This window comes from Labilithrix sp. (assembly GCA_019637155.1).
GTDB lineage: Bacteria > Myxococcota_A > Polyangia > Polyangiales > Polyangiaceae > Labilithrix.
In genome coordinates, this window is record JAHBWE010000010.1 from 50,385 (window position 1) to 66,096 (window position 15,712).

A 15,712-nucleotide genomic window follows, 5' to 3' on the forward strand; every position below is an offset into this window, starting at 1 on the left:
GGGCTTGTTCGCCTGAACGCGGGCGTTCTCGACTGCACGTGAGCGCGGCTTGCTTTTTGCGTTGTATCGAGCCGCGTGTACGTCCGTCACACTCGGCACGTCCCGCGCGACGGTCCCGCATGTTCCATCGCTTTGCGCCGCTCTTCTTGCTCGCGTGTACCGCGGCCCCTCGTGCGGAGCCGGCGCCGAAGCCCACCCCCGCGCCCGCGCTTCGGCTCGCCGCCGCGCCCGCCGCGTCGCCCGCGCCCGCCGCGTCGCCTGCGCCCGCCGCGTCGCCTGCACCCGCCGCGTCGACCGTGCCCGCCGCGCAGCCCGTCGTCGCGTCGACGCCGCCGGTGGAGCTCGTGCCTTCGTCCGCGTATCCGTGGGGGCCGACTGCGCCGGGCTCCGATCGTCTGAACGTCCGGTTCGCGTCGCCGCCGGTCGGGTTCACGCGGGTCGAGACGACGGAGGGGAGCTTCGGTCGCTTCCTCCGCGCGCTGCCGCTCCAGCCGGAGGGCTCGCCCGTCGTCGACTTCCGCGGGAACCCGCTCTACTCGAACGGCGCGCATCCGAACATCTCCGCGGTCGTGGACATCGACGTCGGCAACAAGGACCTCCAGCACTGCGCCGACGCGATCATCCGCCTTCACGCCGAGTGGCGCTACGGCAAGGGCGAGCGCGACCTCACGTACCGCGCGGTCTCGGGCCAGGCCCTCTCGTACAAGGGCTACGTCGCCGGCGATCGCGCGGTGATCGAAGGGAAGGGGATCGTGTTCAAGCGCGTCGCCGCGCCCGCGAAGGACACGCATGCGCTCGCGCGCGGTTGGATGGACGAGGTCTTCGCGTGGGCGGGCACCGCGTCGCTCGAGCGCGACGCGAAGAAGGTCGCCTTCACCGATGTCGCGGCGGGCGACTTCTTCGGGATGAGCGGGTCGCCGTTCGGCCACGCCGTCCTCGTCCTCGACGTCGCGAAGGCCGAGGACGGTCGCGTCGCGCTCCTCCTCGGCCAGAGCTACATGCCGGCGCAGAGCTTCCAGGTCCTCCGCCCCGACGCGTCGACGGCGTGGTTCGTCGTCGAGCCGAACGACGTCGCGGTGACGACGCCGTTCTGGCAGCCGTTCCTCAAGACGTCGCTCCGCCGCCTCTGATGAAGCTCGCGCTCGTCCTCGCCGGCGTCGCGCTGCTCGCCGACGCCGACGCCGACGCCGGCGCGCCGCCCGCGCGGGTCCGAGCGAACGATGCACCATGCACGGGTTGCCGCGCGTCGTACCCCGCCGGCGCGGAGCCGGTGCCGCTCCTCGTCGTCCTCCACGGCGACGGTGGCCAACCGCCGAGCACGCTCGTCTCGGCGTGGGAGGAGCACGCGGCGAAGCGCGGCGTCGCGGTGCTCGCGTTGAAGTGCCCCGTCGAGCTCGGATGCAAGGGGAGCTGGTGGCAGTGGAACGGCGATCCGGCGTGGCTGAAGAGCCAGGTCGACGCGTTCGAGAAGAAGCGGCCGCTCGATCGCTCGCGCGTGTGGCTCGCCGGCTGGTCGGGCGGCGCTTCGTACATGGGCCTCCGCGCGCGCGAGCTGGGGGGCATGTTCGCGGCGCTCGTGCATCACGGCGGCGGCGTCTCTCCCGGTGGGCCCTGCGCACCGGAGGGGATCGCGCGCGCGCCGGTGTACTTCCTCGTCGGCGACGCGAACCCGCTCCACTCCCTCGCGATCGATCTCCGCAGCCACCACGAAGCCTGCGGAAGCGAGGTGACGTGGAAGCTCCTCCCGCGCGCCGACCACGCCGCGGAGTGGAGCGCCCTCGAGGCGAACGGCGGCGCGATCGCCGACTGGCTCCTCACGAAGCGCCGCGTGATCTGAGCCGGATCGCACGCGGACCGTGACCCGTTCGCCAGAGAGCGCGCGGAGGTGCGTGCGAGAACGGCCGTAAAATTCGGGTGGCATACGCGTTGCGATATCGTCGGCGTATGAAGCGCTCGGCCCTGCTCCTCTCGTCGCTCCTCGTCCTCGTGCCGGCCGTCGTTCATTGCGGTGGGGGAGAGGAGCGGGGGAACGCGGACCCGGACGCCGGCGACGTCGACGGCGGTCCCGAGCCGATCGTCGAAGAAGACAAGCCGCTCCTCCCGGCGTCGAAGGTCGATCTCCTCTTCGTCGTCGACAACTCCGCGTCGATGGGGGACAAGCAAGCGCTCCTCGCGACGGCGGTCTCGCGCGTCATCCGGCGCCTCGTCACGCCGTCGAACGAGCACAAGCCGGTCGACCTTCACCTCGGCGTCATCTCGAGCTCGCTCGGGAACCAGGGCGGCGACGTCTGCCCCGAGGACTCTCCGCGCACGAACGACCGCGCGCACCTCCTCAACAAGAACGCCGAGGGCGCGGTCGTCGCCGGCGCCGAGAGCGGCTTCCTCTCGTTCTCCGGCAGCGGCGACGTCGCGGTGTTCGAGAAGGCGGCGAGCGACATCATCGTCGGCGTCGGCCAGAGCGGTTGCGGGCTCGAGGCCCAGCTCGAGGCGATGTACCGCTTCGTCGCGCAGCCGGATCCGCCCGAGACGATCCGGCGCGAGCCCGTCGAGTACGTCGGCGTCGACAAGGAGCTCCTCGCGCAGCGCAAGGCGTTCTTCCGTCCCGACTCCGCCGTCGCGATCGTGATGCTCACCGACGAGGACGACTCCCAGGTCGACCCGCGCGCGAACGGCGGGAAGGGGTGGCACTTCACCGTGCGCAACGTCCCGCTCTCGAAGGTGGCCCGCGGCACGAGCGCACAAGGGACGACCGCGGCGCGCGGCACGAGCGCGTGCGCGACGGATCCGGCGAGCCCCGACTGCGCGTCGTGCGCCGAGGCCGCGACGTGCGACGCGAGCACGCTGGGCTGCCAGAAGATCAAGCAGGACGTGAACTGCACGCAGTCCGCGGCGCCGGGTCAGTCCGGCCCCGGCTACGACGGCTACTACGGCCCCAACGACGACGACCTGAACGTGCGGTTCCACGAGATGAAGCGGCGCTACGGCGTCGATCCGCAGTACCCGATCGAGCGCTACGTGAAGGCGCTGTCCTCGCGCAAGGTCCCGAACCGCGACACCGAGCACGACGCCGCCGGCAACTACGTCCACGCGCGGACGTGCACGAACCCGCTCTTCGCCGCGGCGCTGCCGGCGCCCGACGCGCCCGACCTCTGCGACCTCCCGGAGGGCGATCGCTCCTTCCGCCTCGTCTTCTTCCAGCTCATCGGCGGCCTCCCGCCCGCGCTCGCCGGCACGAGCCCGGACTGGACGAAGATCCTCGGCCGCGATCCCGACGCGTACGACGACACCGGGATCGACCCGCACATGATCCCGTCGGTCTCTCCGCGCCCCGGCCTGTCCGGCGGCAACGAGGCGCGCGGAGACAACGGCACCGATCCGGTGCACGGCCGCGAGTGGAACACGCGGAACAAGGACCTCCAGTACGCGTGCACGCTCCCGCTCCCGGAGGAGCGCCAGTGCCTCCCGTACGACGCGTGCGAGTGCAACGACGATCCGACGAACCCGGCAAACTCGCCGAACCCGCCGCTCTGCAAGTCCGACGGGAGCACGACGCAGATCCGCGCCAAGGCGTACCCGACGCTTCGCCCGCTCCGCGTCGTGAAGGGCCTCGGCGATCGCGCGCTCGCCGCCTCGATCTGCAGCGTCGACCCGACCTCGGGCTACGGCCCGCTGCTCGAGACGCTCGCGTCGAAGATGTCGGGCGCGCTCGCGAAGTAGCCGCCGGCGCCGCTCGCGTCGAAGACGTCGGGCGCGCTCGCGGAGTCGCTGCGTTCAGATCCGTGTCGCGAGCGTCGCGACGAAGCCGGCGCAGGTGACGAGGATGAGGCGCGCGTCGTCGGCGCGGGGGCGGCGGCCGTTCTGCGCGACCCACGCGAAGAGGCCGCCGTGGCGCGCCTTGAGCGCGGCGTCGATGTGGCCGTGCTCCTCGAGCGTGTCGAGCGCGTCGGCGAGATCGAGCGGGCGGTCCTTCGTCAGCGCGAACGCCGTCGCCTGCACCGCGCGGATCGCCTCGTGCACGACCTCCTGCGGATCCGGCTCCGGCTTCTTCGCGAGGTGCTCGAGCGCGCCGAGGAGGCGCAGCTCCGCCTCGTCGAGCTTCTTCGCGCGGCACGCGACGAGCGCGCGCTCGATCGTCGCGACGTCGGACTTCGACGCGATCGGCATGATGCGCCGCCCGACGAAGCGATGATCGGAGAGGCCGTGCTCGAGCATGCCGTTGCACGCCGACGCGAAGCGCGCCTGACTCGCGTCGGGCAAGCCCGCCAGCACCGTCTCGAGGAGCGCGTACACGTCGCCCGTCTTCGCGATCGAGAACCACTCCTCGATCAGCTCCACCACGTCCTCCGGGACGTTGTCCGGATCCCCCGCGATCGGCGGCGAGCTCCAGACGTGATGCACCACCGGCCCGTGCACCCCCGCGCTCCAGGCGCCGGGCTCCTCGTCCCCCACGAGCGCGTGCGAGGCGATCGCCGCCCAGAGCCCTTCCCGCAGCTCGTCGGTCAAGGCGCCCGTCGCGTCCTTGCTCCCCGGCGGGATGGTGGAGGCCGCGCGCGTCGTGTCACCCTCCGGCAGCCGCAGCTCCGTCGCCGCCCGATGCCGCCGCGACTCGGCCTCCGCTTCCGCGTACTCCTCGAGCGACCGAACCGTGAGGTCCTCGTCGACGTTCGCAGCTTCCCCCATTCGTGCCATGTGGCGCTCTCCCTTAGGCAAAGCTCAGTCACGATGCAAGGTCGTGACTTACTCAACGTCGGGGGCGTTGCCCCCGACACCCCCACCCCAGACACGGCCCTCGCGCGGAGCGCTCGGGGCGCTTCGCGCCCGCTTGCGCGGCCGCTTCTGGGGCCCCGGCGGGCCCCACCGTTCGTCGCGGTTCGCGTTAGGAGCAGCCCATGCTGTTGCCGCAGTTGAGGCACTTGTAGCAGGCGCCGTTGCGGACGGTGATGTGGCCGCAGCCGTCGCAGACGGGGGCGTCGCCCATCATCGCGTCGAGCTGGGCGTCGAGCGGGTTCACCGGCTCGCTGCTGCCGTAGGCGTGCGCCGCCGTCTTCGCCTTCGGCTCCGGGGTCTTGCCCGGGGTCGCCAGCGCCGCGGCTTCGTAGCCGTCGGTGCGCTCGAGCGTCTCGGCCTCGGCGCCGATGCGCTGGATCGCCTCCGGCGTGTACGCGAGCGAGTGGGCGGCCTCGGCGCGGATGCGCTCGCTGTCGGACGGGCGGTCTTCCTTGATGCCGCCGCCGACGAAGCCCGCGTGCGGGATCTCCTGCTCGCTCTCCGGCTTCACGTGCGCGAGGTCGTAGCGGCCGAGGTACTCGACCGCGAGGGTGCGGAAGAGGTAGTCGACGATCGACGTCGCCATCTTCACGTACGGATGGCCCTCGACGATCCCCTGCGGCTCGAAGCGGGTGAACGTGAACTGCTCGACGTAGGTGGCGAGCGGCACGCCGTACTGGAGGCCGATCGACACGCTCATCGCGAAGCAGTTCATCATCGAGCGGAAGGCGGCGCCCTCCTTGTGCATGTCGATGAAGATCTCACCGAGCGTGCCGTCCTCGTACTGGCCGGTGCGGAGGAAGATCTTGTGACCGCCGACGCGCGCCTCCTGCGTGAAGCCGACGCGCTTCTTCGGGAGGCGGACGCGGAGACCCTTCGGGCGCGAGCCCGCGGCCGCCGTCGCGCCGCCGGCGTGGAGGAGCGAGAGCTGCGTCGTCTCCTGCGGCTCGCTCGTCTTCGGGATCGGCGCGAGCGTCTCTCCCGAGTGCTGCGTCTCCGAGAGCTTCGCCTCGAGCTTCTCCTCCTTCTCGGAGTCCTTCTTCGTCGAGAGCGGCTGCGAGGCCTTGCACCCGTCGCGGTAGAGCGCGACCGCCTTGAGGCCGAGGCGCCAGCCCTCCTCGTAGACCTCCTGCACCTCTTCGACCGTGGCGTCGTTGGGGAGGTTCACCGTCTTCGAGATCGCGCCCGAGAGGAACGGCTGCACCGCCGCCATCATGTGCACGTGGCTCATCGCGGGGAGGAAGCGCTGCCCCGTCTTCCCGCAGCGGTTCGCGCAGTCGAAGACCGGGTAGTGCGACGGCTTGAGGTAGGGCGCGCCCTCGATCGTCATGCGACCGATGATGTGGTCCGCCGCCTCGTCGATCTCGGCCTTCGTGAAGCCGAGCGTCGTGAGGAGCGAGAAGCCGCGCACCGAGCGGGCCTCCTTCGTGACGCCGAGGCGATCGTAGGTGTCCTCGCCGAGGACCCACGGCGCGAACGCGGAGTCGAGGTCGAAGAGGCCGGGGAGGGCCGCCTCCGCCTTCGCGAGCTCCTCGTCGCGGAGGCCGCGGTCCTTCAGCGTCTTGCGGTTGACGTTCGGCGCCGCGAGCAGCGTGTTGGTGCCGGTGACGAACGCGACGATCTCCTGGATCTCCGACGCGCTGTAGCCGAGCTTCTTGAGCGCGCTCGGCACCGACTGGTTCACGATCTTGAAGTAGCCGCCGCCGGCGAGCTTCTTGAACTTCACGAGCGCGAAGTCAGGCTCGACGCCGGTCGTGTCGCAGTCCATCAAGAGGCCGATCGTGCCGGTCGGCGCGAGCACCGTCGCCTGCGCGTTGCGGTAGCCGTGCGCTTCGCCGAGGCGGACCGCGACGTCCCAGTCCTCGCACGCCGCGCGGTAGAGCGCGGTCGGGCACTTGTCGCGGTTGATCTGATAGGCGGCGTCGCGGTGCATCCCCATGACCTTGAGCATCGGCTCGCGGTTCTTCGCGAAGCCGACGAACGCGCCCTTCGTAGACGCCATCTCCGCGCTCGTCGCGTAGGCCTTGCCGCACATGATCGCGGTGAGCGCGCCGGCGATGGCGCGACCCTCGTCCGAGTCGTACGGGACGCCCATCTGCATCAGCAGCGAGCCGAGGTTCGCGTAGCCGAGGCCGAGCGGGCGGTAGTCGTGGCTGTTCCGCGCGATCTGCTCCGTCGGGTAGCTCGAGAGATCGACGAGGATCTCCTGCGCCATGAAGAAGACGCGGCACGCGTGGCGGAAGCCGTCGACGTCGAAGCTCTGGACGCCGTCCTCGGACTCCTTGAGGAATTTCGTCAGGTTGATCGACGACAGGTTGCACGCCGTGTCGTCGAGGAACATGTACTCGGAGCACGGGTTCGACGCGTTGATCTTCCCGGAGTTCGGGCACGTGTGCCACCGGTTGATCGTGGAGTCGTACTGCACGCCCGGGTCGGCGCAGTGCCACGCCGCCTTCGCGACCTGGCCCCAGAGGTTCTTCGCGTCGAGCGTCTCGCAGACCTCACCGCTCGTGCGCATGATCGTCTGCCACTTGCCGCCGGCCTTCACCGCCGTCATGAACTCGTCGGTCACGCGGACCGAGTTGTTCGAGTTCTGGCCGCTGACGGTGTGGTACGCCTCGCCGTTGAAGTCGTTCGGGTACCCCGCGGCGATGAGCGCGAGCGCCTTCTTCTCCTCGCGCACCTTCCAGTTGATGAAGTCCTCGATCTCGGGGTGGTCCATGTCGAGGCAGACCATCTTCGCGGCGCGACGCGTGGTGCCGCCCGACTTCGTCGCGCCGGCCGCGCGATCGAAGACCTCGAGGAAGCTCATGAGGCCGCTCGACGTGCCGCCGCCGGAGAGCTTCTCCTGCCGCCCGCGGATGTTGCTGAAGTTCGAGCCCGTCCCCGAGCCGTACTTGAAGAGGCGCGCCTCCGCCTTGATGAGGTCGTAGATGCTCATCAGGTCGTCGTTCGCCGACTGGATGAAGCACGCCGAGCACTGCGGGCGCTCGTAGGCGTTCTTCGTCTCGAAGACCTGGGTCTGGGCCGGGCCCTTGCTCTTCGCGCCGTTGTGGCCCTGGTAGCCGGGGAGGCCCGCCACGGCCGCGGCCCAGTTGCCGCCGGAGCCGGTGATGCCGTACTCGGCCCAGAGCCCGCAGTTGAACCACACCGGCGAGTTGAACGCGCCGGCCTGGTGCACCATCAGGAAGGAGAGCTCCGCCTCGAACGCGTCGGCGTCGGCCTTCGTCGCGAAGTAGCCGCCGAACTTGTCGGCCGCGTCGCGGATCGTGTGCGCGATGCGGTGGACGACCTGGCGCACGCTCTTCTCGCCCACCTTCGCGTCGCCGTGGAGGCCGGCCTTGCGGAAGTACTTCGAGATGACGATGTCCGTCGCGAGCTGGCTCCACTGCGACGGGATCTCGGCGCCCTCCATCTTGAAGACGATCGAGCCGTCCGGGTTCGTGATGATGCTCGAGCGCCGCTCGTAGACGAGCTCGGTCTTCTGGCCGGTGGGGGTGGGGAGGCCGGGCGCGCCGCTCTCGAGGGGGTCGACGCCGGGGCGCGTGAACATGCGCGCGACGGTGACGCCGCGGCCTCCGCCCTTGCGAGGCGGCGTGTGCAGGGAAGGCGAGCTCTTGCGCTCGCTCTTCTTCTGCGCCTGCGCCTGCGCTTGCGCCGGACGAGCCTTCGCCTGCGTCGCTGCAGCCTGCTTCCGCATCTTGTCGGCGCCCATCGAATCCCGCGAACCAACTCCCATAGCCATCTTTACCCGCTCCTGCGAACCGCCCGGGAACCCGCCCGGCGCCTTTCGCGCGAATGCCCGTCACCGACGCCGCACGGCTTCGCGCGTCCCTGCCCGCGCTCGGGCTTCTTCGGGACGCGCGCACGCCGACGGCGCTGCCTCCAACCCGATGGTCGGGGGCCGCCCTCTCGTCGCTCTCTGTTTCGATGCTCTTGCCTGCGCCGCGATGGCGCTCTGCCGTCGTTCCTGATTTGCGTCGTCCCCTCCCGTCTGTTCAGCGAGCTGCGCAGGCTGTCAGGGGAACGCGCGAACCGTTACTCAGTTGCTACCAGACCGTGGCTACTGAACAAAGGCTACTGATCAAGGATACGAAAGCGAAGCCCTGCGGGTGGAACGAGGTGTGGGCTCGAGAGCCGTCCACGCGCACCGGCGGGCGAGGAAGAGGTTCTATACCGCTACATCTTGTGGTGGCAAGATTAAAGGGCTCCATCATCTGGTAGGTCCGTCCACCCTTCGACCGAGGTCGAGATACTGAACGTAACTCCATGGAAAGGCATGCCTTACGTTCAGGCGTGAACAACATGCCCACCGGCTCCTCCCAATCCGTTCAGGTATTGTCCACAGGTTTTTCGCCCGCCTAAATGCGGACCTGTGCCGCTCTAACGCGTCTTGCCCTTGGGGTTCATCAGCTGGTCGATGCGCGCGCGGATGTCGGGGCTCATCCTCGTCGTCTGCGTCTCGTCTTCTTCGCCGGTGAGCGCGGCGGGGACACCGAGCGCAAAGCCCGGTTTCGTCGAAGGTGGCGGTTGCGCGTGGCCGATGCGCTCGAGCGTCTGCTCCATCTCGTCGAGGACCGCGGGATGGGGCTCTTCGCCGAGCGGCGACGGCGCGCCGTCGTGCGAGCGGATCGACACCGGCGCGCGTCGGGTCGCGGTCTCGTCGTACGGCTCGGCGACGACGTTCCGCGCGATCGGGCTCGGGGTCATGCGGCGCGAGACCGGCGGCGGCGCGTAGATCGACACCGAAGCCTTCCGCGCGTCCTCGAAGATCGCGCGGAGCTCGTCCTGCATCTCCTTCGCGGTGCCGGGGCGCTTCTGCGGCGCGGCGGAGAGCGTGCGCTGCACGAACTGCGAGAGCTCGAGCGGGATGTCGCCGCGGCGCTCGTGGAGCGGGGCCGGCTCGGCGCGGCATACGTTGTCGACGATCGAGCGCCACGCCGCGCCGCCGAACGGCCGCTCGCCCGTGAGCGACTCGTAGAAGATCGCGCCCGCGACGAAGAGGTCGCTCGCGTGCTCCACCACGTGCTCGCCGCGCACGCGCTCCGGCGAGAGGTAGTGCGGGTGGCCGCCCGGCTGCGGGCCCGCGTTCGTCCAGTGCTCTTGCAGGCGATCGAGCGGCGCGAGGCGGCCGAGCCCGACGTCGAGGAGCTTCACGAGCGGACGGCAGCCGCGGCGGCTCACGAGGAACACGTTCGCGGGGCGGAGGTCGCGGAGGAGCAGCTCGCGCGCGTGCATCGCGACGATGGCGGAGAGCAGCTGCATCATCATGTCGATCGCCGCCGCGAGCGACAGCTTCTCGCGCGTGATGCGCGCCTGGAGCGTCTCGCCTTCGAGCCGCTCCATCACGAAGTAGGGCGTGCCGTCCGAGAGCGAGCCGATGTCGAAGACCTCGCACAAGGACGGGTGCGTCAGGCTCCAGGCCGCGAGCGCGTCGCCGTGGAACACGCGGCTCACGAGCTCGGGGGTCGCGTGCCGCGCGCGGAGGACCTTCACCACCGCGGGCTTCGCGAACGCGAGCTGCTCCGCCGCGAACACGGTGCCGGTGGAGCCCGCGCCCATCACCTCGCCGACGCGGTAGCGCTCGCCGAGCACCTTCCCGACGAGCTGGCTGTCGCCGATCGCGGGCGCGCCCTTCTCCGGGCGCCGAACGCACGCCGCGTAGGCGTCGTGAGCGATTCCGCAGTGCCGGCAGGGCGCTCGCATTACTCCCAGCGTATCTGGGATCTCCGGCTCCGCGAATTCGTTTGTCCCGCGCGGAACCCGCTCTACTCCTTCGGGGGGAGCGCGATCTTGGGCTTGTTGGGATGGCGCTTGTAGAGGAGGACGGTGCGGCCGAGGACCTGCACGAACGACGCGGCGGCGAGCTTCGCGAGCTCGGGGCCGACGTCCTTCCGGTCGAGCGGGGCCTCCTGCTGCACCTTCACCTTGACGAGCTCGTGCGCGAGGAGCGCCTCCTTCGTCGCGGCGACGAGGCCGTCGGTGATGCCGTCCTTGCCGACCTGCACCACGGGATCGAGGTGATGCCCGAGGCCGCGGAGGTAGCGCGTCTGACTGCCGGTGAGGTCGCGCTCCTTCGGCGGCGGGTTCGCCGCGCGCTCCGCCGCGATCTTCTTCGCGAGCACGCGCTTGCGCTTCGGGCCCGGGCCGGTGCGTTTCTTCGCGGTCGTCTTCTTCGCTGCCATCGCCGCTACTTCTTCGCCTCGAGCTTCTTGATCGGCTTGAACTCCTTCTCCGGGTCCACCACCGTCACCTCGCCGAAGCGCGTGAGGTCCTGGCCGATCGCGTCCGCGTCGCCGGAGACGACGATGAGCGCGCGCTCGTTCGCCCCGCCGAAGAGGAGCTGGGAGGCGGCGGCGGCGTCGCCGGCCTCGGTCTTCCGGACCTCGCGGCGGTAGTCGTCCCAGTAGCTGTCGGGGAGGCCGAGCGACTCTTGGGTGCCGACGAGGGACGCGATCGCGCCGACCGTCTCCATGTAGATCGCGAAGCTGTCGCTCAAGTACCGACGCGCGGTCTCGGTCTCCTGCGCCGACGGCGGGCTCGTGGCCATGCGATCGAGGTTCTCGAGGAGCCCGCTGACGGCCTCCGTCGTCTTCGCGGACTGCGTCCCGGCGTAGAGCATGAGCGGCTGCTTGCCGTGCGCAAGCTCGCTGATCGACGCCGACACCGCGTAGGCGAGGGAGCGCTGCTCGCGGACGTCGCCGAAGAGGCGGCTCGCGACGCCGCCGCCGAGGACGTGGGTCGCGACGCGGAGGCGCGGCCACTCCTTCGTTTGCCGCTCCGGCGCGAGGAGGACGACGAAGACGTCGGACTGCGCGCTCTTCGGCCGGTGCGCGACGATCACGCGCGTCTTGTCGGGCGCCTTCGGCTCCGCGAAGTCGATCTTCGGCGCGGCGCCGCCGGTCCAGGCGCCGAACGACTTCTGGGCGAGGTCCTTCGCCTGCGCCTCGTCGACGTCGCCGGCGAGGATGAGCGTCGCGTTGGACGGGACGAAGAACTTCTTGTGGTGCGCCACGACCTCTGCGCGACCGAGCTTCGCGATCTGCGCCGGCAGCGCGTCGCGCATCGCGTACGGGTGGGTCGGTCCGTACAGCTCGTTCCACGCGATCCAGCCGGCCGTGAAGCGCCCGTTCGAGCGGAGCTGGTCCTCGGTCTGGTCGACGAGGCGCGTCTTGTACTTCTTGAGCTCGCCGTCGTCGAAGCGCGGCTCGCGGACGACCTGCGAGAGGAGCGAGAGGCCCTCCGCGACCTTGTCCTTCGTGACGACGAGGGCGATCGTCGTCGAGTCCGCCTTCGTCGCGATCGAGAGGTTGCTCCCGAGGGTCTCGACGCGGCGGAGGAGCTCGGCGCTCGCGAGCGCGCGCGTGCCGCCGTTCTTGAGCATCTCGGCGGTGAGGTCGCCGAGGCCGGGGGCGGCGCCGTAGGCGGAGCCCGCCTTCACCACGACGCGCATGTTCACGAGCGGCAGCGTCTTCGCGGTGACGACGTCGAGGCCGAGGCCGTTCGCGAGCTTCGAGCGCGCGACCTTCGGGAAGGGCGACTCCTTCGTCGCGCCCGACGGCGGCGGGCTCTGCCGCGCCGGCGCGGCCTTCTTCTTCGGCGGCGGCATGCCGTCGTAGGCCGGGATTTCGACCTTGGCGGGGCCGGTCGACGCGACCTTGGGCGCGCCGCAGGCGGTGACGAGGAGGAGGGACGAGATCGAGAGGACGAGACGCTTCATGGCTACTTCTTCTCCGCCTTGTTCTCGGGCGCCGCGGGCTTCACCTCGACGAGGGAGCGGCGGTTGGCGGTGAGGTACTTGGTGACGACGCGCTTCACGTCGTCCTTCGAGACGGCGAGGTACTTGTCGAGCTCCTTGTTGAGGAGGCTCGCGTCGCCGCGATAGAGCTCGAACTCGGCGAGCTTGTTCGCGCGGCCGATGTTGGACTCGAGGCCGAGGATGAAGCCGGACTGCGTGCGGGCGCGCACCTTCTTCAGCTCGTCGTCGGTGGGGCCGTTCTTCGCGAGCTCCGCGATCTGCGCGTCGATGACCTTCTGCACGTCGGCGACCTTCGCGCCGGAGGCGAGCTTCACCGTGAGCTCGAACATGTCGGGGCCGCGGTGGTGCGCGACGCCCTGGTCGACCTCCACCGCGAGCCCGCGCTCCCGCACGAGGACGCGATAGAGCCGCGAGCTCTCGCCGTCGCCGAGGACGTCGCCCGCGATCTGGACCGCGTAGTTGTCGGGCTCGCCGCTCGGCGGGAGCGTCCAGCCGTAGAGGAGGGCAGGGAGCTTCGCGTGGGTGTCCTCGACGACGGCGTTGCGCGGCGCGGTCTGCTCGGGGAGCGGGCCCGGCTCGTATTTCGGCACCTCGGTCGGCTTCGCGTCGCCGAAGTACTTCTTCGCGAGCGCGAGCGCCTCGGCCTCGTCGAAGTCGCCCGCGATCGCGAGCACCGCGTTGTTCGGCGCGTAGTACGCCTTGTGGAACGCGCGGACCCAGTCGAGCTGGGCCGCGTCGAGGTCCTTCATCGTGCCGATCGCGGAGTGCTCGTAGGGCCAGTAGCCCTGGAACGTCAGCTCCTGGAGCCGGATGTCGGCCGGGACGTAGGCGGCGTTCTCGACGCGCATGCGGTACTCCTCCTTCACCACCGCGCGCTGGTTCTCGAAGTTCTTGAGCGACACGTCGAGCGACTTCATGCGGTCGGCCTCGAGCCAGAGCCCGAGCGCGAGCTCGCTCGAGGGCAGCATCTCGAAGTAGTTCGTGCGGTCCTCGCTCGTCGTCCCGTTGAGGGTGCCGCCGTGGGCGGTCACGAGCTTGAAGTGATCGCCGCGCGGCACGTTCGCGGAGCCCTGGAACATCATGTGCTCGAAGAGGTGCGCGAACCCGGATCTCCCGCGTTCCTCGTTTCGCCCGCCGACGTCGTAGACCACGTCGACCGCGACGGTGGGCGCGGTGTGATCGACGAGCATCACGACGCGGAGCCCGTTGTCGAGCTTCGCCTTCTTCACGTCGAGCGACAGCGTCGGCGCGGCGGGCTTCGCGGCGGCAGGAGCGGGAGCGGCGGGCTTCGCGGGCGCGGGCTTCGCGGGCTGCGCGGTCGCGGCGCCGGCGCAGAAGACCCCCGCCACGAGCACCCGAGTCAGAACCGAAAAACGCATGCCACCCTCCTAACATGCGCCCCGAGCCATTACGATGGCCTCTGCCGTGCGCTGCTCTGCTGTCCCCCCGCGTGCTTCGGGCAACCCCCGGGGCCCCAATGCCCGAAGAGCGGCGCCCGCGGGCGCCGGTCGATGGGTTGGGGCGGGGTATGGGGCGGAGCCCCATCATGAATGAGTGCCCGGACGAAGCGACGATCCTCGCCTTCGGTCGCGGCGAGGGGGACTCCGCCCTCCGGCGCGCGGTCGAGGTGCACCTCGCCGAGTGCGACGAGTGTCGCGCGCTCGTCTCGGCGGTGGTGCGGTCGTCGTCGTTGCTCCCGAAGGCGCGGCCGATCGACGTGATGGCGCCGACGACGCCGGTGCAGGGCGGCGCCGACACCGTGAACGCGTCGTCCGTCGTCGCGCCGGTCAAGTCGGGGGACGTCCTCGCGGGCAAGTACGTCGTCGAGCGGATCCTCGGCGCGGGCGGGATGGGCGTCGTCGTCGCCGCGCGCCACCTCCAGCTCGATCAGCGCGTCGCGCTCAAGTTCCTGCTCCCCGCCGCGTGCGAGAACGCGGACGCGGTCGCGCGCTTCCTCCGCGAGGGCAAGGCCGCCGCTCGGATCACGAGCGAGCACGTCGCGCGCGTGGTCGACACCGGCGTCCTCGAGAGCGGCGCGCCGTACCTCGTCATGGAGTACCTCGAGGGCGCGGACCTCGGGGCGCTCGCGTCGCCGCTCGCGCCGGAGGACGCGGTCGAGTACGTGCTCCAGGCCTGCGAGGCGATCGTCGAGGCGCACGAGCTCGGGATCGTGCATCGCGACCTCAAGCCCGCGAACCTCTTCCTCGCCCGGCGCAAGGACGGCTCGCCGCTCGTGAAGGTCCTCGACTTCGGGATCTCGAAGACCGGCGACGGCAGCGCGTCCACGCAGCTGACGAGCACCGCCACGATGATGGGCTCGCCGCGCTACATGTCGCCGGAGCAGATGCTCTCCGCGAAGGACGTCGACGCGCGCTCGGACGTCTGGGCGCTCGGCGTCATCTTGTTCGAGCTCGTGACCGGCCGCGCGGTCTGGGAGGCGGACACGATCCAGGGGCTCTGCGCGATGATCGCGACTGCGCCGCCCCCGTCGCTCCGGCAGCTCGTGCCCGGCGCGTCGCCGCTCCTCGAGGACGTCATCCATCGTTGCCTCGCGAAGTCACCCGATCAGCGCGTCCCGAGCGTCGCCGATCTCGCGCTCCTCCTCGCCCCGCTCGCGAGCGCGCCCGCGCAGACCTCGATCGACCGCATCCTCCGCGTCGCCGGTCTTTTCAACGTCGGGGGCTTCGCCCCCGACACCCCCACCCCAGACACGGCCCTCGCGCTGCGCGCTCGGGGCGCTTCGCGCCCGCTTTCGCGGCCGCTTCTGGGGCCCCACGACGGCGCGGCTCGGGCCGTCGTCTCGCAGCCGCCTGAGTCGATCCGCGCGCCGGTGGAGGGGGGTGGCAAGCTCGTCGGCGCGCTCGCCGTCGTCATCGTCGCGGTCGCCGTCGCGGCGGGCGCGCTGTTCGTCATGCGAAGGGAGGATGCTCCGCCGGTCCCCGCCGCCACGGCGCCGCCGCCTCCTGCGAGCGAGGAGCTCCCCGCCGCCGTCGCGAAGCCGCCATCCGCGAGCGTCCCGAGCGCCGCGCAAGAGGTGAAGCCGGCTCCGTCCACGCCTGCAGCGAAACCGAAGGTCCGCCGCCGCCCTCCGCCGGCCGCGGACACCGACAAGCCCGCCCCGCCGCCGCCACCACCCGGCCCCGATCCCGCAATGACCGACCGCAAGTAGTCGCGAGCGCGGTCGCC

The 15,712-nt window shown here is 70.7% G+C and carries 10 protein-coding genes; 4 read left to right on the forward strand and 6 right to left on the reverse strand.

Annotation, left to right across the window (positions count from 1 at the left end; translation table 11 throughout):
- Nucleotides 1–119 precede the first annotated feature (119 nt).
- The 3 genes from KF837_21735 (at nucleotide 120) to KF837_21745 (ending at nucleotide 3,717) form a co-directional block, all read left to right on the forward strand.
- A complete protein-coding gene (locus KF837_21735) occupies nucleotides 120–1,130 on the forward strand; it encodes a hypothetical protein (protein MBX3229957.1) in 1,011 nt (336 codons plus the stop codon).
- The gene (locus KF837_21740) at nucleotides 1,130–1,837 is read left to right on the forward strand and encodes a hypothetical protein (protein ID MBX3229958.1); all 708 of its coding nucleotides are present in this window, start codon (nucleotides 1,130–1,132) and stop codon (nucleotides 1,835–1,837) included. Before KF837_21735 ends, KF837_21740 begins: the two co-directional genes overlap by 1 nt.
- A 107-nt stretch (nucleotides 1,838–1,944) precedes the next feature.
- The gene (locus KF837_21745; protein ID MBX3229959.1) at nucleotides 1,945–3,717 is read left to right on the forward strand and encodes a hypothetical protein; all 1,773 of its coding nucleotides are present in this window, start codon (nucleotides 1,945–1,947) and stop codon (nucleotides 3,715–3,717) included.
- Nucleotides 3,718–3,771: 54 nt separating this feature from the next.
- Here the strand turns inward: KF837_21745 and KF837_21750 are convergent, their stop codons facing one another.
- From KF837_21750 to KF837_21775, 6 genes are all read right to left on the reverse strand, one after another.
- Nucleotides 3,772–4,680 (reverse strand): hypothetical protein, encoded by a 909-nt coding sequence (locus KF837_21750; GenBank protein ID MBX3229960.1) that lies wholly within the window; start codon nucleotides 4,678–4,680, stop codon nucleotides 3,772–3,774.
- 196 nt (nucleotides 4,681–4,876) lie between these two features.
- On the reverse strand, nucleotides 4,877–8,467 hold the full coding sequence (locus KF837_21755; GenBank protein MBX3229961.1) for a vitamin B12-dependent ribonucleotide reductase: 3,591 nt from the start codon (nucleotides 8,465–8,467) through the stop codon (nucleotides 4,877–4,879).
- 683 nt (nucleotides 8,468–9,150) lie between these two features.
- A complete protein-coding gene (locus KF837_21760; protein MBX3229962.1) occupies nucleotides 9,151–10,473 on the reverse strand; it encodes a serine/threonine protein kinase in 1,323 nt (440 codons plus the stop codon).
- Nucleotides 10,474–10,535: 62 nt separating this feature from the next.
- The gene (gene yhbY, locus KF837_21765; protein ID MBX3229963.1) at nucleotides 10,536–10,952 is read right to left on the reverse strand and encodes a ribosome assembly RNA-binding protein YhbY; all 417 of its coding nucleotides are present in this window, start codon (nucleotides 10,950–10,952) and stop codon (nucleotides 10,536–10,538) included.
- A 5-nt stretch (nucleotides 10,953–10,957) separates the two neighbouring features.
- Complete coding sequence (locus tag KF837_21770; GenBank protein MBX3229964.1) at nucleotides 10,958–12,487, reverse strand: insulinase family protein; 1,530 nt, start codon at nucleotides 12,485–12,487, stop codon at nucleotides 10,958–10,960.
- A gap of 2 nt (nucleotides 12,488–12,489) precedes the next feature.
- The gene (locus tag KF837_21775) at nucleotides 12,490–13,905 is read right to left on the reverse strand and encodes an insulinase family protein (protein ID MBX3229965.1); all 1,416 of its coding nucleotides are present in this window, start codon (nucleotides 13,903–13,905) and stop codon (nucleotides 12,490–12,492) included.
- A gap of 167 nt (nucleotides 13,906–14,072) precedes the next feature.
- On the opposite strand from KF837_21775, the gene KF837_21780 reads away from it, so the two are divergent.
- On the forward strand, nucleotides 14,073–15,695 hold the full coding sequence (locus KF837_21780) for a protein kinase (protein ID MBX3229966.1): 1,623 nt from the start codon (nucleotides 14,073–14,075) through the stop codon (nucleotides 15,693–15,695).
- Nucleotides 15,696–15,712: the final 17 nt, after the last annotated feature.

Coding starts and splice junctions, on each gene's coding strand:
- KF837_21740 (MBX3229958.1), top strand. CDS start 1,130: ATGAAGCTCGCGCTCGTCCTCGCCGGCGTCGCGCTGCTCGCCGACGCC.
- KF837_21775 (MBX3229965.1), bottom strand. CDS start 13,905: ATGCGTTTTTCGGTTCTGACTCGGGTGCTCGTGGCGGGGGTCTTCTGC.
- KF837_21770 (MBX3229964.1), bottom strand. CDS start 12,487: ATGAAGCGTCTCGTCCTCTCGATCTCGTCCCTCCTCCTCGTCACCGCC.
- KF837_21735 (MBX3229957.1), top strand. CDS start 120: ATGTTCCATCGCTTTGCGCCGCTCTTCTTGCTCGCGTGTACCGCGGCC.
- KF837_21745 (MBX3229959.1), top strand. CDS start 1,945: ATGAAGCGCTCGGCCCTGCTCCTCTCGTCGCTCCTCGTCCTCGTGCCG.
- KF837_21780 (MBX3229966.1), top strand. CDS start 14,073: ATGAATGAGTGCCCGGACGAAGCGACGATCCTCGCCTTCGGTCGCGGC.
- KF837_21760 (MBX3229962.1), bottom strand. CDS start 10,473: ATGCGAGCGCCCTGCCGGCACTGCGGAATCGCTCACGACGCCTACGCG.
- yhbY (MBX3229963.1), bottom strand. CDS start 10,952: ATGGCAGCGAAGAAGACGACCGCGAAGAAACGCACCGGCCCGGGCCCG.
- KF837_21750 (MBX3229960.1), bottom strand. CDS start 4,680: ATGGGGGAAGCTGCGAACGTCGACGAGGACCTCACGGTTCGGTCGCTC.
- KF837_21755 (MBX3229961.1), bottom strand. CDS start 8,467: ATGCGGAAGCAGGCTGCAGCGACGCAGGCGAAGGCTCGTCCGGCGCAA.